Annotated in this window: 16 protein-coding genes and 1 pseudogene; 14 read left to right on the top strand and 3 right to left on the bottom strand. The window is 71.0% G+C overall.

The genetic code is table 11. The features are described from left to right. Nucleotides 1-120 (top strand): annotated as a pseudogene (locus ACFY9S_RS28185) (electron transfer flavoprotein subunit alpha/FixB family protein); the annotation flags it as partial. A 69-nt stretch (nucleotides 121-189) separates the two neighbouring features. On the opposite strand, the gene ACFY9S_RS28180 reads toward ACFY9S_RS28185, so the two are convergent. After that, on the bottom strand, nucleotides 190-1,095 hold the full coding sequence (locus ACFY9S_RS28180) for an endonuclease/exonuclease/phosphatase family protein (protein ID WP_391133357.1): 906 nt from the start codon (nucleotides 1,093-1,095) through the stop codon (nucleotides 190-192). Nucleotides 1,096-1,288: 193 nt separating this feature from the next. Between ACFY9S_RS28180 and ACFY9S_RS28175 the strand changes: the two genes are divergently transcribed. Next, nucleotides 1,289-2,590, top strand: a complete 1,302-nt coding sequence (locus ACFY9S_RS28175) for a DUF6986 family protein (protein ID WP_391133354.1) — start codon at nucleotides 1,289-1,291, stop codon at nucleotides 2,588-2,590. A gap of 157 nt (nucleotides 2,591-2,747) precedes the next feature. Continuing rightward, on the top strand, nucleotides 2,748-4,694 hold the full coding sequence (locus ACFY9S_RS28170) for a protein kinase (RefSeq protein ID WP_391133351.1): 1,947 nt from the start codon (nucleotides 2,748-2,750) through the stop codon (nucleotides 4,692-4,694). Here the strand turns inward: ACFY9S_RS28170 and ACFY9S_RS28165 are convergent. Both ACFY9S_RS28165 and ACFY9S_RS28160 read right to left on the bottom strand, forming a co-directional pair. Beyond that, complete coding sequence (locus tag ACFY9S_RS28165; RefSeq protein ID WP_391133348.1) at nucleotides 4,640-5,455, bottom strand: hypothetical protein; 816 nt, start codon at nucleotides 5,453-5,455, stop codon at nucleotides 4,640-4,642. The two genes, ACFY9S_RS28170 and ACFY9S_RS28165, sit on opposite strands and share 55 nt — an antisense overlap. Before the next feature lie 7 nt (nucleotides 5,456-5,462). Beyond that, nucleotides 5,463-6,527 carry a substrate-binding domain-containing protein gene (locus ACFY9S_RS28160; protein ID WP_391133345.1) on the bottom strand — a complete coding sequence of 355 codons (1,065 nt, stop codon included), beginning with the start codon at nucleotides 6,525-6,527 and terminating at the stop codon, nucleotides 5,463-5,465. A 195-nt stretch (nucleotides 6,528-6,722) separates the two neighbouring features. On the opposite strand from ACFY9S_RS28160, the gene ACFY9S_RS28155 reads away from it, so the two are divergent. The 11 genes from ACFY9S_RS28155 to ACFY9S_RS28105 all read left to right on the top strand — a co-directional run bounded on the left by ACFY9S_RS28155 (nucleotide 6,723) and on the right by ACFY9S_RS28105 (nucleotide 18,375). Continuing rightward, nucleotides 6,723-7,676 carry an ROK family protein gene (locus tag ACFY9S_RS28155; RefSeq protein ID WP_391133343.1) on the top strand — a complete coding sequence of 318 codons (954 nt, stop codon included), beginning with the start codon at nucleotides 6,723-6,725 and terminating at the stop codon, nucleotides 7,674-7,676. 154 nt (nucleotides 7,677-7,830) lie between these two features. Further along, nucleotides 7,831-8,274 (top strand): helix-turn-helix transcriptional regulator, encoded by a 444-nt coding sequence (locus ACFY9S_RS28150; RefSeq protein WP_030834860.1) that lies wholly within the window; start codon nucleotides 7,831-7,833, stop codon nucleotides 8,272-8,274. A gap of 10 nt (nucleotides 8,275-8,284) precedes the next feature. Then, nucleotides 8,285-8,701 carry a VOC family protein gene (locus ACFY9S_RS28145; RefSeq protein WP_391133339.1) on the top strand — a complete coding sequence of 139 codons (417 nt, stop codon included), beginning with the start codon at nucleotides 8,285-8,287 and terminating at the stop codon, nucleotides 8,699-8,701. Nucleotides 8,702-8,852: 151 nt separating this feature from the next. Beyond that, nucleotides 8,853-11,255 (top strand): ATP-binding cassette domain-containing protein, encoded by a 2,403-nt coding sequence (locus ACFY9S_RS28140; RefSeq protein WP_391133336.1) that lies wholly within the window; start codon nucleotides 8,853-8,855, stop codon nucleotides 11,253-11,255. Between the two features lie 133 nt (nucleotides 11,256-11,388). Then, nucleotides 11,389-11,625: a hypothetical protein gene (locus tag ACFY9S_RS28135; protein ID WP_102909246.1), complete on the top strand. Its 237-nt coding sequence runs from the start codon at nucleotides 11,389-11,391 to the stop codon at nucleotides 11,623-11,625. A gap of 65 nt (nucleotides 11,626-11,690) precedes the next feature. After that, complete coding sequence (locus tag ACFY9S_RS28130; protein ID WP_391133332.1) at nucleotides 11,691-11,891, top strand: hypothetical protein; 201 nt, start codon at nucleotides 11,691-11,693, stop codon at nucleotides 11,889-11,891. A 147-nt stretch (nucleotides 11,892-12,038) separates the two neighbouring features. Next, nucleotides 12,039-13,082 carry an NUDIX domain-containing protein gene (locus ACFY9S_RS28125; RefSeq protein ID WP_391133329.1) on the top strand — a complete coding sequence of 348 codons (1,044 nt, stop codon included), beginning with the start codon at nucleotides 12,039-12,041 and terminating at the stop codon, nucleotides 13,080-13,082. Between the two features lie 302 nt (nucleotides 13,083-13,384). Continuing rightward, nucleotides 13,385-14,416, top strand: a complete 1,032-nt coding sequence (locus ACFY9S_RS28120; RefSeq protein WP_391133326.1) for an ABC transporter permease subunit — start codon at nucleotides 13,385-13,387, stop codon at nucleotides 14,414-14,416. Between the two features lie 79 nt (nucleotides 14,417-14,495). After that, on the top strand, nucleotides 14,496-16,172 hold the full coding sequence (locus ACFY9S_RS28115; protein WP_391133323.1) for an ABC transporter substrate-binding protein: 1,677 nt from the start codon (nucleotides 14,496-14,498) through the stop codon (nucleotides 16,170-16,172). Nucleotides 16,173-16,245: 73 nt separating this feature from the next. Further along, nucleotides 16,246-17,238 (top strand): ABC transporter permease subunit, encoded by a 993-nt coding sequence (locus ACFY9S_RS28110; RefSeq protein WP_391133320.1) that lies wholly within the window; start codon nucleotides 16,246-16,248, stop codon nucleotides 17,236-17,238. 36 nt (nucleotides 17,239-17,274) lie between these two features. Then, nucleotides 17,275-18,375 carry an oligopeptide/dipeptide ABC transporter ATP-binding protein gene (locus tag ACFY9S_RS28105; RefSeq protein ID WP_391133317.1) on the top strand — a complete coding sequence of 367 codons (1,101 nt, stop codon included), beginning with the start codon at nucleotides 17,275-17,277 and terminating at the stop codon, nucleotides 18,373-18,375. Nucleotides 18,376-18,394: the final 19 nt, after the last annotated feature.

Below are 18,394 nucleotides of genomic sequence, written 5' to 3'. Positions count from 1 at the left end.
GTGGCGGTCAACAAGGACGCAGAGGCCCCGATCTTCGACCTCGTCGACTACGGCGTCGTCGGCGACCTCTTCGACGTCGTCCCCGCCCTCACCGAGGAGATCAAGACCCGCAAGGGCTGATCGACCCCGGCTGTGGAAGGCCCCCGTGACCGCGCTCAGGTTCTGGCGAACGGTCACGGGGGCCTCTTCTCATCCCAGGGTCATCGAGGCCTGCACCGGCAGATGGTCGCTCGGATACGTCCCGTCCATGCTGAAGGTGTTCATCCCGGCCCAGTGCGTGGTCACCCCGGGCGTGGTGAGGATCCAGTCGATGCGCCGCCCGCCGGGTCTGAGCCTCCGGTACCCGTGGTGCGTGCCGTATGCCGGACTCCGCGAGGCCGCCGCGTCCCAGGCGTCCACCAGCCCGATGTCCAGCATGAGGTCGTACACCCGGTTGTCGTGGGCGGCCGCGTTGAAGTCGCCGGTGACGATGACCGGTAACGACCGGTCCCACCCGGCGATCGTCTCGCCGATGAGCCCCGCCGACCGTTCCCGGGCGTACTGGCTGACGCTGTCCAGATGGGTGTTGAGGACGTAGAACTCCCGGCCGTCGTCGGCGAGATCGGCGAAACGGACCCAGGTCACCATGCGCAGCCAGTCCGCGCCCCAGGTGTTCGAGGCGATCGTGTCCGGGGTGTCGGACAGCCAGAAGTGATCGAACTCCAGCGGGTCGAGTCTGCGCTTGTCGTAGAAGACCGCCATGAACTCGTCCTTGCTGCCACCCCCGCGTCCGGTGCCGATCCAGTCGTGGTGCCCGCCGAGATCCGCCTCGATCATGCGCACCTGCTGGTAGAGCCCTTCCTGGATGCCGATGACGTGCGGTCGCTCGCGGCGCAGCAGTTCTCGCATCACCGGTCGGCGCACGACCCAGCGCGGTGTCTTGTCGACGACGGTCGCGAAGCGCACGTTGAACGTCATGACGTTCAGGGCGCCCGGGTGCTCGCCGGCGGAAGCGGGCTGTGTGGGGCCCGCGGTGGTGAGCAGCGGTCCTGTGATGGCGGCGGCCGCCGCCGCCTTGAGCCCGTGGCGGCGCGTCACTCCGGCCTCGTTCGGCACGTGGTCTCCCTCCCCTTGCACGTCAGGATGAAGCTTGCCCTCTGAATACGGAAGATGAGAGCGGGTCTGCGGTGACCGGGCGTGAAGGATGGGCAATCGCACCTCAAGACGGTGTTGACCAGGGCGAAGGTCGGCCGATAACTTCGCTCTACGGATTGTTGATTCCGTACAGCGGAAAACAGGAGGGTTCGGAATGGGTCAGGGCCAGCAGGAGAAGGTGGCGACCAGCCTCGCGGGCGCCGTCAGCGAGGAGATCAGCGCCTCCCTCGCGCCGGTCGACGCCGAGCTGGAGCGCCACTACCCCGGGGACCCCGGTACCCGCCAGCCCGTCCACACCGTCTACGTGCCCGGCGATGCCTTCGCCGCCGACACCGTCCGCTCATGGGGAGACCGGGCGCTGGCCGCCCTCGACGAACACGCGCCCGACGCCGCGTCCTTCGCCGCAGTCCTCGGCCTCGCCGAGGAGCTCGCCGAACCCGTCCACGCGCGCGTGCGCGCCAAGCTGGAACGCGAGCCGATCGAGGACCTGCGCGTCGACTTCGAGGACGGCTACGGCAACCGCCCCGACGCCGAGGAGGACACGGCCGCCGCCCGCGCCGCCAGGATCGTCGCCGAGGCCTACGCAGAAGGCACAGCCGCCCCGTACATGGGCATCCGCATGAAATGCATGGAAGCGCCGGTCCGCGCCCGGGGCATCCGCACCCTCGACATCTTCCTCACCGGCCTGATGGAGGCCGGCGGCCTGCCCGGCGGGCTGGTGCTCACCCTGCCCAAGGTGACGTACGCCGAGCAGGTCACCGCCATGGCGCGGCTGCTGGACGCCTTCGAGAAGACCCACGGCCTCGAACCCGGCCGGATCGGCTTCGAGATCCAGATCGAGACCAGCCAGTCCATCCTCGGCGCCGACGGCACCGCCACCGTAGCCCGCATGATCCAGGCCGCCGAGGGCCGCGCCACCGGCCTGCACTACGGCACCTTCGACTACAGCGCCTGCCTCGGCGTCTCCGCCGCCCACCAGGCGAGCGACCACCCCGCCGCGGACCACGCCAAGGCCGTCATGCAGGTCGCGGCGGCCGGCACCGGCGTACGCGTCTCGGACGGCTCGACGAACGTCCTGCCGGTCGGCCCGACCGCCAAGGTCCACGCCGCCTGGCGCCTGCACTACGGCCTGACCCGCCGCGCTCTGGCCCGCGCCTACTACCAGGGCTGGGACATGCACCCCGGCCACATCCCCACCCGCTACGCGGCCGTCTTCGCCTTCTACCGCGAGGGCTTCGAGCAGGCCGCCGCCCGCCTGTCCCGCTACGCCAACCGCACCGGCGGCGACGTCATGGACGAACCGGCAACCGCCAAGGCCCTCAGCGGCTACCTGCTGCGCGGCCTGGACTGCGGCGCCCTGGACAACGGCGAGGTCGCCCGCCTGGCCGGCCTGACCCGGGCGGACCTGGAGTCCTTCGCGGCACCCCGGCGCGGGGACCTGACGGCATCCGCCTGACACCGTCCGCACGGCGGATCGGCCGGCGCGTACCGGCCCCGTCACAGCCGTCACCGGCGGCCGTCCCCGACACCGCCGCCCCGTAGTCTGTACGCCACGCACTGACGGTGTCGGGCCGTCGGCGCACAGGGCGGGGTCACACAGGAACGGGGCAGCGGTGTCAACGGGGGAGCACGGGCGGGCGGACGGGGCCGGACGGCTGCTGGCCGGTCGCTATCGCGTCACGGCGGCGCTGGGGCGCGGCGGCATGGGCGTCGTCTGGAAGGCCGTCGACGAGGTCCTCGGCCGTGAGGTCGCGGTCAAGGAACTGCGCACCTACACCGACGCGGCCGGTCCCGAACTGGCGGATCTGCGGCTGCGGATGCGGCGCGAGGCGCGCGCGGCGGCCCGGGTGCGCCACCCCGGCGTCATCTCCGTGCACGACATCGCCCAGGTCGACGGCCGCCCGATCATCGTCATGGAACTGGTCGACGGGCCGTCCCTGGACGACGTCCTGCGCGAGAGCGGCACGCTGGACCCGGGCGAGGCCGCCGGGATCGGCGCGAAGGTCATGGACGCCCTGGCCGCCGCCCACCGCGCGGGTGTCCTGCACCGGGACGTGAAGCCGGGCAACATCCTGCTCGACCGCTCGGGCCGGGTCGTCCTCACCGACTTCGGCATCGCCACGATGGACGATCCCGGGGACGGTTCGGCCACGCATCTCACCCGCAGCGGCGAACTCGTCGGCTCCCTCGACTACCTCGCCCCCGAGCGCGCGCAGGGCGCCGACCCGGGCCCCGCCTCCGACATCTGGGCCCTGGGTGCCACGCTGTACGCGGCCGTCGAGGGTTCCTCGCCCTTCCGCCGCACGTCCACGTTCTCCACGCTCACCGCGATCGTCACCGAGCCGCTGCCGGAGTCCCGCCGCGCCGGCTCCCTCGCGCCCGTCCTCCAGCGGCTGATGGACAAGCGCCCCGAGTCCCGCCCGGAGGCCGGCCAGGCCCGCGAACTGCTCCAGGCGGTCGCTGACACGGGCGGCACGGACACGCCGACCTCTTCTCTGCGAGGCCCCGCGGCTTCGCCCCCGCGCGCGGCGACGCAGCGCAGCGTCCCCTCGGTACCGCCCGGGTTCGGGCCCCCGCAGCAGGGCGCGGCCGTACCTCGCGAGGGCGTGAACGCGCCGGGCTTCGGCACGGCGGCCGCTCTCGGAGCCGCAGGGGCGGCGGGGACCGCGGGCGACGGCGGCCCGGAGCCCGCCGGTCCCGGCCACCCCATGCCGCAAGGCCACCCGACGCCGCAAGGCATCGGCCCGCAGGGCCCTGAACCCGGTCATGCCCCGCCGACGGGCCCCGGCGCCGTCCCTCAGGGCTCCGGTCCTGCCGATCCCGGCGGCACCGCCCCCGGCGTCTCCGCCGCCACCACTCCCGGCGTCTCCGCCGCCACCGCCCCCGTGAACGCCGACCGCACCGCGCCCCGCCGCAAGGCACGCGTGCTGCTCGCCGCCGCGGCCGTCGTCGTCGTGCTCGGTGCCGCCGGGACCACGGTCGCGCTGCTCGGCGACTCGGGCGACCCCGCCGGCAAGGAGACCGCCGCACGGGCCGGCACCGCCGGTGCGGGCGCCGGGCCCTCCGAGCCCGGCGGCGCGGACGACGGCTCCAGCGCCCCGAGGTCCACGCAACAGGGCGACGACAAGGGCAAGGCCCCGTCCGGGAAGCCCGGCGCCGCCAAGGACCCCGAGCCCACCGGCCGGGCGACCACCTCCGCCCCCGCCGAGTCCACCGACGGAGCCACCAGCGGAGAGACCCCGGACGGCACCGCCTCCGGCGACCCGACCACCCCGGCCCCGGTCTGCCACCCCACCGGCGGCGGCAAGTACAACTGCCAGGTCTGGAAGACCGCCGACTCCTACACCGCCTCCGGCACCAAGGTCGGCATCCTCAAAGCGGGCACCAACTACTTCTACTGCCAGCAGAACCTGGGCCGCCGCGAAACCTCCGGGGAATGGACCAACGTCTGGTGGGCGAAGACCGACGACGACAGCGGCAACACGAACGTCTGGGTCAGCGACGTCTACGTCAAGGGCGGTGACAACGACGCGCCGGTCCCCGGGCTCCCGCTCTGCTGAGCGCGTGCCGAGGCTGCCACGTACCGTTCGAGACCGGAGGCCGTCACCAGCTTCTCCTCGATGAACAGCCGGGTGCCCCGCTCGCACAGCCGCCGGTCCCCGCGGGCCCGCGCGCAGAACTCCTCGGGTACGACGCCGAACAGCTCCCGCAGGCGCGGCAGCCCGACGAGCAGCTCCGCCAGCAGCTCCCGCTCGCCCGGGTGCGTGCGCGGCGCGCCCGTGCCGTCGTGGAGGACACCGTGCCGGTTGACGTAGGCGTACGCCCCGGGCAGACGTGTGCCGTCCGCGAGGTCGATCCGGACGTCGGGCGACGGCAGCCAGGCCCGGTCGAAGTTGCCGCCCGGCAGCGGCACGCCCTCGCTCGCGTCGATCACCGCGAGCTGCTCGGCGTCGAGCCACAGGACGAACAACTCGCGCACGGTGTCCGGGGCGCCGACCGGCGAGGCCGACACGTACCCCATGCGGCTCACGTGCGCCGATACGCCGGCGTCGACGCCCGTCACCCGAGCCTTGGCCATAGGCAGCGGCGACCCGATCCCGCACTCCGTCATCTTGTGCCTGAGCTGCCCCGGGCAGCCGTTGGAGCCGATGGCGACGACCGGCGTGCGGTCCTCGTACACCAGCCGCTCCAGTGGCAGGAAGCGGTCCCCGTCGAGGAGCCCGGAATCCGCGGGCCACGCGCCCGGATACAGCAGCGGGTGCTCGCGAGGCGCCTCGTGCAGTCCCAGGGCTCGCAGCGTGCGATCGGTGGCGTCGTCCATCGGCCGCTCAGTCCGCCGGGGGGATCTCGCCCGAGCCGCGGGTGATCAGCCGGGTCGGCAGCTCGATGCGCTCGGGCGTGACCAGGATGCCGTCCAGCTGCCGGAAGAGACGTTCCGCCGCGGTGCGGCCGAGGTCCGCCGCGTCCTGGGCGACGACCGTGACGCCCGGCTGGAGCAGGTCGGCGAGCTCGATGTCGTCGAAGCCGACCAGGGCGACACGGCGGGACTGCTCGGCGAGCACGCGGATCACGGTGACCGTCACCCGGTTGTTGCCGGCGAAGACCGCCGTGACCGGGTCGGGGCCGGTCAGCATGGACTCGGCCGCCCTGCGCACCCGCTCGGGGTCGGTGACGCCGAGGGACATCCAGGAGCCCGCCACCGGTATGCCCGCGTCCTCCATCGCCGCGCGGTAGCCGCGCAGCCGCTCGGCGGCGGTGTGGATGCGGGGCATGTCGCCGATGAAGCCGATCCGGCGGTGCCCGTGCGCGATGAGGTGGGCGACACCGTCGCGGGCGCCGCCGTAGTTGTCCGAAAGGACCACGTCGGCGTCGATGTGCCCGGCGGGGCGGTCCACGAACACCGTGGCGACACCCGCCTTGAGCTCGGGTTCCAGATACCGGTGGTCGTTCCCGGCCGGGATCACCACCAGACCGTCGACCCGCCGCGCGCACAGGGCCAGCACCAGCTCCTGCTCGCGCTGGGGGTCCTCGGCGCTGGAGCCGTTGATCAGCAGGGCACCGTGCGCGCGGGCCACCTCCTCGACCGCCCGGCTCAGCGGTCCGTAGAACGGGTCCGCGAGGTCTTCCAGGACCAGGCCGATGCTCGCCGTGCGGCCCTTGCGCAGCACCCGCGCGCTGTCGTTGCGGCGGAAGCCGAGGGCGTCGATGGCCTCCTGGACCCGCCGTTCCGTCTCCGGGGTGACCCCCGGTTCCCCGTTCACGACGCGGGAGACCGTCTTGAGGCCTACTCCGGCGCGTGCCGCTACGTCCTTCATGGTCGGCCGGGTGCCGTAGCGCGCTGCGGATCGGAGGGGAGTAGGGGCCACGGTGTCCAGTCCTGTCCTGTCGTCCACGGGGGTGCGTCGGTCCTGGGTTTGTATGAGGATGTGGCGTCGAGCATAGAGCCTGGACAACGTTGTCAGGCTCGGGGGAGACTGTCCACCGCAATCTCCGGCTCCACGCAACCCCGCGGGACCGGACCGCTGCTTGCCCTGCTTGACGGCCGTTCTCGGCGTTTTTCTCATGCCCGACGGGGAGATCCGACTCTGATGCACACCGACCTCGTGGCCGCGCTCGACATCGGCGGCACAAAGATCGCCGGCGCTCTGGTGGACGGCCACGGCCGGATCCTGGTCCGCGCCCAGCGGCCGACGCCCGCCCGGGAGGACGGCGACACCGTGATGCGAGCCGTGGAGGAGGTGCTGGGCGAGCTCACCGCGTCGCCGCTGTGGGGGCGTGCCACGGCGGTCGGGATCGGCAGCGCCGGTCCGGTGGACGCCTGCGCGGGCACGGTGAGCCCGGTGAACGTGCCCGGCTGGCGCGACTTCCCGCTCGTCGCCCGGGTGCGGGCCGCCGCGGGGCACCTGCCCGTCGAGCTGATCGGTGACGGTGTGGCGATCACGGCGGCAGAGCACTGGCAGGGCGCCGCCCGTGGTCACGACAACGCACTGTGCATGGTCGTCTCCACCGGCGTCGGCGGCGGTCTCGTGCTCGGTGGCCGGCTGCACCCCGGGCCCACCGGCAACGCGGGCCACATCGGTCACATCAGCGTGGACCTCGACGGCGATCCGTGCCCCTGCGGCTCACGCGGCTGTGTGGAGCGCATCGCGAGCGGTCCCAACATCGCCCGGCGCGCCCTGGAGAACGGCTGGGAGCCCGGCCGCGACGGCGACACATCGGCCGCCGCCGTGGCGGCCGCCGCCCGTTCCGGCGATCCGGTCGCCGTCGCCTCCTTCGAGCGGGCCGCCCAGGCCCTGGCCGCCGGGATCGCGGCCACCGCGACGCTCGTGGAGATCGACATCGCCGTGATCGGCGGGGGAGTGGGCAAGGCGGGCGACGTCCTCTTCGAGCCCTTGCGCAAGGCGCTGAGCACCTACGCGACGCTGTCCTTCGTCCGGCACCTGACGGTGGCACCGGCGCAGATGGGCACCGACGCCGGGCTGGTGGGCGCGGCGGCGGCGGCACTGGCCAAGCGCACGGACGCGGCGGCGGCCGGGGTGTGAGACCGGATCGGCCGATCGGGCAGGAACGTTCAGCCTGCAAGGGCGGGATACGGAGGGCACTGACGCGACGGTGTCCCCGGGGTGATACGGACCGATCCGTTCCGTATAGCCGGAAATCAGCCGCACGTGCGTGCGATGTGGCACGATCACGCTTGTGAGCAGCAGACCCGCCTCCGCACAGCACCTGCGTGACCTCGCCCGACTGCGCCGTGTCAAGGACCGTATCGACCGGGAGTACGCGAAGCCTCTGGACGTGGAGGCGCTCGCCCGGGGCGTGCACATGTCGGCGGGGCATCTGAGCCGCGAGTTCCGGCAGGCGTACGGGGAGTCGCCGTACAGCTACCTCATGACGCGGCGCATCGAGCGCGCCATGGCGCTGCTGCGCCGGGGCGACCTCAGCGTCACCGAGGTGTGCTTCGAGGTCGGCTGCGCATCGCTGGGCACCTTCAGCACCCGCTTCACCGAGCTGGTCGGCATGCCGCCCAGTGCCTACCGGCGGGAGGCGGCGCGCGCGACGGCGGGCATTCCGTCGTGCGTGTCGAAGCAGGTGACCAGACCGGTCAGGAATCGAGAAGCGCCCGCCGCGAGCCGAAACTAGCGTGATGGCCATGGACCTCCACATTCACGCCAGCTTCCTTCCGCACGACGACCCGGACGCCGCCCTGGCGTTCTACCGCGACACCCTCGGCTTCGAAGTCAGGAACGACGTCGGATACGAGGGCATGCGCTGGATCACGGTCGGCCCCGTCGGCCAGCCCGGCACGAACATCGTGCTGCACCCGCCGGCCGCCGACCCCGGCATCACCGACGACGAGCGCCGCACCATCACCGAGATGATGGCCAAGGGCACCTACGCCGGCATCGTCCTGGCCACCACCGACGTCGACGGCACCTTCGAGCGGGTGCAGGCGGGCGACGCCGAGGTGGTCCAGGAGCCGGTGGACCAGCCCTACGGCGTCCGCGACTGCGCCTTCCGCGACCCCGCGGGCAACATGGTCCGCATCCAGCAGGTGAAGGCGCCGTAGCAGCCCCACAGAACGACGCGTCACCCCGCGGGAGCCCCGTACGGCCGTGCAGTTGCTCCGGCTCCCGCATCCCCCCGCGCCGCCCCTCGGGACCGGCGCGGGGCCCGAGATCGTCCGAACGCGGCAGCGCCGCCCGGCAGATGGAGACACCATGAGCAAGGCCACGACGACGGACAAACAGTCTCCCGGGCCGCACGTTGCCGACAGCCATGACGTGATCCGCGTGCACGGCGCGCGCGAGAACAACCTCAGGGACGTCAGCATCGAGATCCCCAAGCGCCGGCTCACGGTGTTCACCGGCGTCTCCGGATCGGGCAAGAGCTCGCTGGTGTTCGACACGATCGCGGCGGAGTCGCAGCGGCTGATCAACGAGACCTACAGCGCCTTCCTCCAGGGCTTCATGCCGAACCTGGCCCGGCCCGAGGTCGACGTACTGGACGGGCTGACGACCGCGATCGCCGTCGACCAGCAGCGCATGGGTTCCGACCCCCGCTCCACCGTCGGCACCGCCACCGACGCCAACGCCATGCTGCGGATCCTCTTCAGCCGGCTCGGCACGCCCCACATCGGCCCGCCCGGCGCGTTCTCCTTCAACACCGCCTCGGTCTCGGCGAGCGGTGGGTTCACGGTGGACCGCGGCAGCGACAAGACCAGGACCGAGAAGGTGTCCTTCAGCCGCACCGGCGGCATGTGCACGCACTGCGAGGGCCGGGGCACCGTCTCCGACATCGACCTCACCCAGCTCTACGACGACTCCAAGTCGCTCTCCGAGGACCCGTTCACGATCCCCACCTACACCGGGGGCGGCTGGGTGGTGCGGGTCATCTCCGAGTCGGGCTTCTTCGACAAGGACAAGCCGATCCGGAAGTACACCAAGAAGGAGCGGCACGACTTCCTGTACCGCGAGCCGACCAAGGTGAAGATCAGCGGTGTCAACCTCACCTACGAGGGGCTGATCCCGAAGATCCAGAAGACCTTCCTCTCCAAGGACCGCGAGTCGATGCAGCCGCACATCCGGGCCTTCGTGGACCGGGCGGTCACCTTCAGCCGGTGCCCCGAGTGCGACGGCACCCGGCTCAGCGAGCTGGCCCGCTCCTCGAAGATCGGCAAGGTGAACATCGCCGACGCCTGCGCGATGGAGATCCGCGACCTGGCGGAATGGGTCCGGGGGCTTCAGGAGCCGTCGGTGGCGCCGCTGCTGACCAAGCTCCAGCACACCCTCGACTCGTTCGTGGAGATCGGCCTCGGCTACCTCTCGCTCGACCGGGCCTCGGGCACGCTGTCCGGCGGCGAGGCGCAGCGCACCAAGATGATCCGCCACCTCGGGTCCTCGCTCACGGACGTCACCTACGTCTTCGACGAGCCGTCCATCGGCCTGCACCCCCATGACATCCAGCGGATGAACAACCTGCTCCTGCGCCTGCGCGACAAGGGCAACACCGTGCTGGTCGTCGAGCACAAGCCGGAGACGATCGCCATCGCCGACCATGTCGTGGACCTCGGCCCCGGTGCCGGCACGGCGGGCGGCACCGTCTGCTTCGAGGGAACTCTGGAGGGGCTGCGCCGCAGCGACACCGTCACCGGCCGTCACCTCGACGACCGGGCCAAGATCAAGGCGACGGTCCGCAAGCCCACCGGCGCCCTGGAGGTGCGGGGCGCCTCGGCGAACAACCTGCACGGCGTCGACGTCGACATCCCGCTGGGCGTCCTCACCGTCGTGACCGGCGTCGCCGGCTCCGGCAAGAGCTCGCTCGTGCACGGCTCGATGGCCCGGCAAGCAGGGGCCGAGGGCGTGGTGGCGATCGACCAGACCCCGATCCGCGGCTCCCGGCGCAGCAACCCGGCGACGTACACCGGGCTGGCCGACCCGATCCGCAAGGCCTTCGCCAAGGCCAACGGGGTGAAGCCGGCGCTCTTCAGTGCCAACTCGGAGGGAGCCTGCCCCACCTGCAACGGCGCCGGTGTCATCTACACCGACCTGGCGATCATGCAGAGTGTCGCCACGCCCTGCGAGGAGTGCGAGGGCCGGCGGTTCGAGGCGTCGGTGCTGGAGTACCGCCTCGGCGGCCGCGACATCAGCGAGGTGCTGGCGATGCCGGTGACCGAGGCCGAGGAGTTCTTCGGCAGCGGCGAGGCCCGCACTCCGGCCGCGCACAAGATCCTGGAGCGGCTCGCGGACGTCGGGCTCGGCTACCTCACCCTCGGACAGCCGCTGACCACGCTGTCCGGCGGAGAGCGGCAGCGGCTCAAGCTGGCCACGCACATGGGCGAGAAGGGCGGCGTGTACGTCCTCGACGAGCCGACCACCGGCCTTCACCTGGCGGACGTGGAGCAGCTGCTCGGTCTGCTCGACCGGCTCGTCGACTCGGGCAAGTCGGTCATCGTGATCGAGCACCACCAGGCGGTCATGGCGCACGCCGACTGGATCATCGACCTCGGCCCCGGCGCGGGTCACGACGGCGGCCGGATCGTCTTCGAGGGCACCCCGGCCGACCTCGTCGAGGCCCGCTCCACCCTGACCGGGGAGCATCTGGCGGCCTACGTGGGCGCCTGACCCGGAAGGAACCGAGCCGCCGGTGGATCCCCGGCACCGGCGGCCTCCCCCTGTCCCCGCGGCAGCCGTGGAGGGCGGGCCGGACGGCCCATCCCGGCGCGCGGCCGGGGCCGTCCCCGCGCACTCTGGTGCCATGGCGTCCGAGAAGCCCGTCGTGGTCTACCCGCCCGCCGCGGACGGCGGCCGGCGGGTGCGTGTGGACGACCAGTTCCTCGGCATCGCCTACGGGCCCCTCGACGTCGCGGAGTTTCTCCGGCGAGCCGGGATCGAGGATGCGGACGCGGCGTACGTGGCGGCCACGGGGCTGATCGAGTGGCGCGGCGGCGGGCCCGGGACGTGGGCGGCAGACCGGGACGGCGACTCCGCGTGAAGCCCGCTTCGCCCGGTCGTACGCGGTTGCGTGACCCCGGAGCGGGTCCGGCAGTTGAATCGGGCATGAAGAAGCGCAGCATGCTCGCCATCGCCTCCCTCGCCACCGGGTTCGTCGTCGCGGCGGTCACCCCGTCCCACGCCCTCGGGGACAGCCTCGGCACCCTGAGCGTCGACGAGACCATCAAGTCCCTCGACGAGACCGTAGCCAAGGACAGCCTGTCCCTGGACCGGGAGGACGGCGCCCAGGCGAACAAGAAGGGCTGACGAGCCGCACGGCCCCGCGGCCACGGCGCCGGCGCCCCCGCTTGAGGGGGCGTCGGCGCCGTCGTCATGTGCGCCCTCAACTGCGGCTGGTTTCCGTGGCAGGGTGGAGCGGGCAAGCCTCAGGGGGCCAACAGAAGAGGGGGACCTGTGACCGTCGTCTGGATCAACGGCGCGTTCGGTGCGGGGAAGACCACCACCGCACGGGAACTGATCGAAATGATCCCGAACAGCACGCTCTTCGACCCGGAGGTCGTCGGCGGCGCGCTCGCCCACCTGCTGCCACCCAAACACCTCGCCGAGGCCGGCGACTTCCAGGACCTGCCGATCTGGCGACGACTGGTGATCGACACGGCGGCCGCGATGCTCGCCGAGCTCGGCGGGACCCTCGTCGTCCCCATGACCCTGCTGCGCCAGGAGTACCGCGACGAGATCTTCGGGGGCCTGGCCGCCCGCAGGATTCCGGTCAGCCACATCCTGCTCGCTCCGGCCGAAACGATACTGCGGGAGCGGATGGCGAGCCGTGAGGTCCCTCGGGACCTGCCCGACGGCGACCTGCGAATACGCCAGTGGTCCTTCGACCACATCGAGCCGTACCGGGCCGCCCTCGCCTCCTGGCTCACCGCCGACGCCCACCCGGTCGACACCAGCGACCTCACGCCGTACGAGACGGCGGTCCGGATCGCCGAGGCCGTCTCCAGCGGTTCCGTGCCCGTCTGCGACATCGTGCAGACGCCCGAGCCCACCGCCGAGACCGTCGCCGCCGGAGTGCTCCTCTTCGACGAGCAGGGCCGGGTGCTGCTCGTCGACCCCACGTACAAGGCCGGCTGGGAGTTTCCCGGCGGCGTCGTCGAACCCGGTGAGGCGCCCGCACGTGCCGGGATGCGGGAGGTCGCCGAGGAGACCGGCATCAGCCTCGACGAGGTGCCGGGCCTGCTCGTCGTCGACTGGGAGCGCCCCGCGCCCCCCGGTTACGGCGGTCTGCGGCTCCTCTTCGACGGCGGCCTCCTCGATTCCGCGGAGGCGGGGCGGCTGCTGCTGCCCGGCCCGGAGCTGCGCGCCTGGCGCTTCGTCACCGAGGAGGAGGCTGCAGAGCTGCTGCCTCCGGTGCGCTACGAGCGGCTGCGCTGGGCCCTGAGGGCACGCGAACGCGGAGCGGCGCTCTATCTGGAGGCCGGGGTACCGGTCGACTGACGTGGGGCCCGCCCGCGCCCTTTGCCCGGCGCGGGGGATTCCGAGGGAAAAGCAAAAGGAAACGACGCAGGAGCCACGGCCAATCACTGCCCAAGGAATCTCCCGCATACATTCACGCGGCGGGTAATCACATTCCCTGCTCTCGTCAACACTTTTCCATGACCGCAAACATTCCCTTTTCTCGCCCCTGCGCGGCTTGACCGGACTCGCACGCCGTTGCGAAAGTCCGCAGAGTCTCACGGCGGAACCAACGACCGCCACCCAATTCCTTGCCTCAGGGGCAGATCCGGGATGTCCGTACGATGACCACGCAACACCAGCCGGTCGACACCGGCGGCGGCACCACACTGCTGACCGAGCCGTCGGCGCAGGACTCCAGACCCGGCGGCACGGTTGTCGCCGGCCGCTCACCGGCCCGGATGGCCTGGCGGCGGATCAGGCGGGACAAGGTCACCACGGCCGCTCTGGCGGCCACCCTCCTGTTCATCGCGATCGCGCTCCTCGCGCCGGTGCTCACCGCACTGACCGGTTGGGGGCCGATCACCCCCGACAACAAGGCGATCAATCCGGACACGGGCAATTTCCCCTACGGATCACTGGGCGGCATCAGCGCCCAGCACCTGCTCGGCGTCGAACCGGGCACCGGTTACGACCTGTTCGCCCGCATCGTCTACGGCCTGCGTACCTCCCTCTACGTGGGATTCGCCTCGGCCGTGCTGTCGACCGCGGTCGGTGTCGTCGCCGGGCTCGCCGCCGGCTACTTCGGCGGCTGGGTGGATTCCCTGCTCTCGCGGATCATGGACGTGATGCTGGCGTTCCCGCAGCTGCTGTTCATCATCGCGCTCACCCCGGTGATCCAGAACGCGCTGCAGACCGACAGCCACGGCGGCACCGACGAGAACCTCCGTCTGTTCGTCCTGGTCCTCAACATCTCGGTCTTCGCCTGGGCGTACACCGCACGCCTGGTGCGCGGGCAGGTGCTGTCCCTGCGCGAGCGGGAGTTCGTCGACGCGGCACGGCTGATGAGCGCCGGCCGCCGGCACATCCTCTTCCGGCAGTTGCTGCCCAACCTGTGGGCGCCGATCCTCATCTCCTTCGCGCTCGCCGTCCCGCAGAACATCACCACCGAGGCGGCCCTGTCCTACCTGGGCGTCGGCGTGATCCCGCCCAACCCCGACTGGGGCGCCCTGCTGTCGGACGCCTCCCAGTTCTTCCTGCAGGACCCGATGTACCTCTTCGTGCCCGGCGTCCTGCTCCTCGTCCTGGTCCTGGCGCTCAATCTCCTGGGGGACGGCGTCCGGGACGCCCTGGACCCCCGCGCCCGGCGCGGCTGACACAAGCCACCCCCCGAGTATCGGCCCGACGGCCCCACGAACGGCCGGCGAGCCCGTAGCAAGAAACGGAGTTTCCTCAATGACGCGCAGCACGCGCAGATCGCGCACGGTCGCTCTCACGGCCTCAGCCGTGATGATCGCCCTGGGGGCCACCGCATGCGGAGGGTCCTCCGGCAGCAGCGGCAGCGGCGCCCCCGGCAAGGGCGGCACACTGACCATCCTCGACAAGGCGGACTTCGACCACCTGGACCCCCAGCGCGTCTACACGACCGAGGGCCAGAGCATGGACCAGGAGATCGTCCGCACCCTGACCGGCTGGGACGAGACGGGATCGGCCCCCAAGCTGGTCGGCGACCTGGCCACCGACACCGGAACACCGTCCAAGGGCGCCACCGTCTGGACCTTCCACCTCCGGCACGGCGTCAAGTACCAGGACGGCACCGAGGTCACCGCACCCGACGTCAAGTACGGCGTCGAGCGGTTCTTCTCCTCCGACATCAACGGCGGCCCGCCCTACGCGGCCCAGTGGCTCGTCGGCGGCTCCGGCTACAAGGGCCCCTACAAGGGCAAGGAGCTGGGCTCCATCCAGACGCCGGACAAGTACACCATCGTCTTCCACCTGAACCAGCCGGTGGCCGACTTCAACGAGACCACCACGATGACCGGCTGGTCGGCCGTGCCCAAGTCCCATGACACCGGCTCGACCTACGACACCCATGTGTGGGCCGACGGACCGTACATGATCAAGTCGTACACCAAGAACAAGGAACTGGTCCTCACCAGGAACAGCCACTGGGCGCAGTCGACCGACCCGATCCGGCAGCAGAACGTCGACGGGATGAACGTCCGGTTCGGCCAGGACGAGTCGGCCATCGACCAGCAGATCAAGGCCGACGCCGGCACCGCCCAGACGTCGATCCAGCAGTGGCCGATCGCGGGCTCGGACCTGGCTCAGCTGGCAGGCGACCCCTCACTGAAGAGCCGTTACTACAAGATCCCCGCCCCGGGCATCAACTACCTGGCCATCAACACCACCCGCGTGAAGAACCTGAAGGTCCGCCAGGCGATCGAGTACGCCATCGACAAGACCACGGTCCGTGGCGCCTTCGGCGGCTCCGCCTACGGTGACTACGCCACCACCATGCTGAGCCCCGGCATCGGCGGCTACAACAAGTTCAACCTGTACAGCGCCAACCCGGCGGGCAACCTGGCCAAGGCCAAGCAGCTGATGAAGCAGGCGGGCAGCCCGAAGCCGACCATGTCGATCGCGGTGGAGAACACTCCCACCGAGGAGCACTTCGCCGACGCCGTGAAGACCGCGCTGGAGCACATCGGCATCACGGTGAACATCACCCCGATCGACGCGTCGAGCTACTTCAGCACCATCAACAACACCAAGAACCAGTACGACCTGACCTGGGGCGACTGGATCGCCGACTGGCCGAACGCCTCCACCGTGCTCCCCACCCTCTTCGACGGCCGGCTGATCAAGAAGAATCCGCAGGCCAACCAGGACCTGGCCTACCTGAACGACCCGAAGGTCAACGCGCTGATCGACAAGGCCGCCAAGACGGCCGACGTCAAGCAGCGCAACGTCACCTACGGCCAGGTCGACCAGCAGGTCCTCAAGGACGCCGCCGTGGTCCCGCTGATGTACATGAACTTCAGCGAGATGTCCGGCTCCAAGGTCGGCGGGGTCATCCTCGACCCGATCGTGGCCGAGCCGAGCCTGGTCCACGTCTACGTCAAGCACTGACGCCCCTCTTCTCGACCCCGCCGGCGGCCCCGGCCGCCGGCGGGCATCCCACTCACGTCAGGTCCCGGCACCCATGTTTCGTTACCTCATCAGACGCCTGCTGGCAGCGGCCCTGATCATGCTGGTGATCACCACGATCACGTTCTTCATCTTCTTCGCGCTGCCGTCCGACCCCGCACTCCTCGCCTGCGGAAAGACCTGCTCGCCCTCGCGCCTCGCGGAGATCAAGCACTCGCTGGGCCTGGACCAGAGCTACCTGACCCAGTACTGGGAGTTCCTCAAGGGACTGGTCGCCGGCCGCGACTTCGGCGACCAGAGCGTCCGCATCCACTGCGGCGCGCCCTGTCTCGGCGTCTCCTTCCAGACCGACACCCCCGTCCTGACCACCCTGCTGTCGGACTTCCCGGCGGACCTCTCCCTCGGTCTCGGCGCCGCGGTGGCCTTCCTGGTCCTGGGCGTCGGTCTCGGCACCGTCGCCGCGGTGCGCCGCGGCAGGGCCGCCGACAAGGCGGCGGTGGGACTCGCCCTGTTCGGAGTCTCGGTGCAGATCTACTTCATCGGTCTGCTCCTGCTGTACCTCTTCGTCGACAAGTTCCAGATCCTGCCGGCCTCCGGCTACACCTCGATCACCGAGGACCCGGCCGGCTGGTTCAAGGGCCTGATCCTGCCGTGGACCACCCTCGTCATCGTCTACCTCGCGATGTACACCCGGCTCACCCGCTCCTCCATGCTGGACGTCTTCGCCGAGGACTACATGCGCACCGCCCGCGCCAAGGGCCTGCCGGCCGCCACCGTCGTCCTCAAGCACAGACTGCGGGCCGCCATCACCCCCATCATCACCATCTTCGGCATGGACGTCGGCTCCCTGATCGGCGGCTCCGCGGTCATCACCGAGTCGGTGTTCGGCATCAACGGCATCGGCAAGCTCGCCGTCGACTCAGTCCAGAACTCCGACCTGCCGGTCATCCTCGGCACCACGCTCTTCGCCGCGACGTTCGTCGTCCTCGCCAACGTCGTCGTCGACCTCGTGTACGGCCTCGTCGACCCGCGTGTGCGCCTCGCCTGAGCCCTTCCTCTTCCTCAGCGTCCTTAGGAACACCCCGTGTCCGTTCAGACCTCACCGCAGCCCGCGGACGTCACACCCGCGCCCGCACCCTTCCTCGACGTACGCGACCTGAAGGTGCACTTCCCGACCGAGGACGGCCTCGTCAAGTCCGTCGACGGCGTCTCCTTCACCCTGGAGAAGGGCAGGACCCTCGGTATCGTCGGCGAGTCCGGCTCCGGCAAGTCGGTGACCTCACTGGCCCTGCTCGGACTGCACAAGGGCACCCGCGCCCAGGTCAGCGGCGAGATCTGGCTGGAGGGCAGGGAACTCGTCGCCCTGCCCGAGGCCGGGATGCGCGCCCTGCGCGGCCGCACGGTCTCCATGATCTTCCAGGACCCGCTGTCCGCGCTGCATCCCTTCTTCACCGTCGGCTCGCAGATCGCCGAGGCCTACCGGGTGCATCACAAGGTCTCCAGGAAGGAGGCCAGGGACCGGGCGGTGGACATGCTGAAGCGGGTCGGCATCCCGCAGCCCGAGCGCCGCGTCAGGGACTACCCGCACCAGTTCTCCGGTGGCATGCGCCAGCGTGCCATGATCGCGATGTCGCTGGTGTGCGACCCGGAGCTGCTCATCGCCGACGAGCCCACCACCGCCCTGGACGTCACCGTCCAGGCACAGATCCTGGACCTGATCCGCGACCTGCAGGAGGAGTTCGGCTCCGCGGTCGTCATCATCACGCACGACCTTGGCGTGGTCGCCGACGTCGCCGACGACATCCTGGTGATGTACGGCGGCCGCCGCATCGAGTACGGCACCACCCGCGACGTCCTCAAGGATCCCCGGCACCCCTACACCTGGGGCCTGTTGCAGTCCATGCCGCACCTCAGCGGCGACGTCGGCGAACGGCTCAACCCGATCCCCGGCACCCCGCCGAGCCTGATCAACCTGCCGGACGGCTGCGCCTTCCACCCCCGCTGCGGTTACAAGGGCTGGGTACCGCAGGGGCGTTGCACGGCGGAGCGTCCCGAGCTGCGCCTCGTCTCCGGCGGCGAGCGGCACCTCGCCGCGTGCCATCTCAGCGACGACGCCAAGCAGGAGATCCGCGGCGGGGACGGTCCGGACGGCAGGGGCGCCGCAGCCGCACGGGCCGCGCAGTGACGGCGGCGGACGAAAGGGA

The organism is Streptomyces sp. NPDC012474, from assembly GCF_042955185.1.
Classification (GTDB): domain Bacteria; phylum Actinomycetota; class Actinomycetes; order Streptomycetales; family Streptomycetaceae; genus Streptomyces; species Streptomyces cahuitamycinicus.
Note: the sequence above shows the minus strand (reverse complement) of the source record. Positions and strands in the feature narration are given on the sequence as shown.

Excerpts from the sequence above, each read along its gene's own strand:
- ACFY9S_RS28175 (WP_391133354.1), top strand. The coding sequence starts at position 1,289 with ATGGGTCAGGGCCAGCAGGAGAAGGTGGCGACCAGCCTCGCGGGCGCC.
- ACFY9S_RS28165 (WP_391133348.1), bottom strand. The coding sequence starts at position 5,455 with ATGGACGACGCCACCGATCGCACGCTGCGAGCCCTGGGACTGCACGAG.
- ACFY9S_RS28155 (WP_391133343.1), top strand. The coding sequence starts at position 6,723 with ATGCACACCGACCTCGTGGCCGCGCTCGACATCGGCGGCACAAAGATC.
- ACFY9S_RS28145 (WP_391133339.1), top strand. The coding sequence starts at position 8,285 with ATGGACCTCCACATTCACGCCAGCTTCCTTCCGCACGACGACCCGGAC.
- ACFY9S_RS28140 (WP_391133336.1), top strand. The coding sequence starts at position 8,853 with ATGAGCAAGGCCACGACGACGGACAAACAGTCTCCCGGGCCGCACGTT.
- ACFY9S_RS28135 (WP_102909246.1), top strand. The coding sequence starts at position 11,389 with ATGGCGTCCGAGAAGCCCGTCGTGGTCTACCCGCCCGCCGCGGACGGC.
- ACFY9S_RS28130 (WP_391133332.1), top strand. The coding sequence starts at position 11,691 with ATGAAGAAGCGCAGCATGCTCGCCATCGCCTCCCTCGCCACCGGGTTC.
- ACFY9S_RS28120 (WP_391133326.1), top strand. The coding sequence starts at position 13,385 with ATGACCACGCAACACCAGCCGGTCGACACCGGCGGCGGCACCACACTG.
- ACFY9S_RS28115 (WP_391133323.1), top strand. The coding sequence starts at position 14,496 with ATGACGCGCAGCACGCGCAGATCGCGCACGGTCGCTCTCACGGCCTCA.
- ACFY9S_RS28110 (WP_391133320.1), top strand. The coding sequence starts at position 16,246 with ATGTTTCGTTACCTCATCAGACGCCTGCTGGCAGCGGCCCTGATCATG.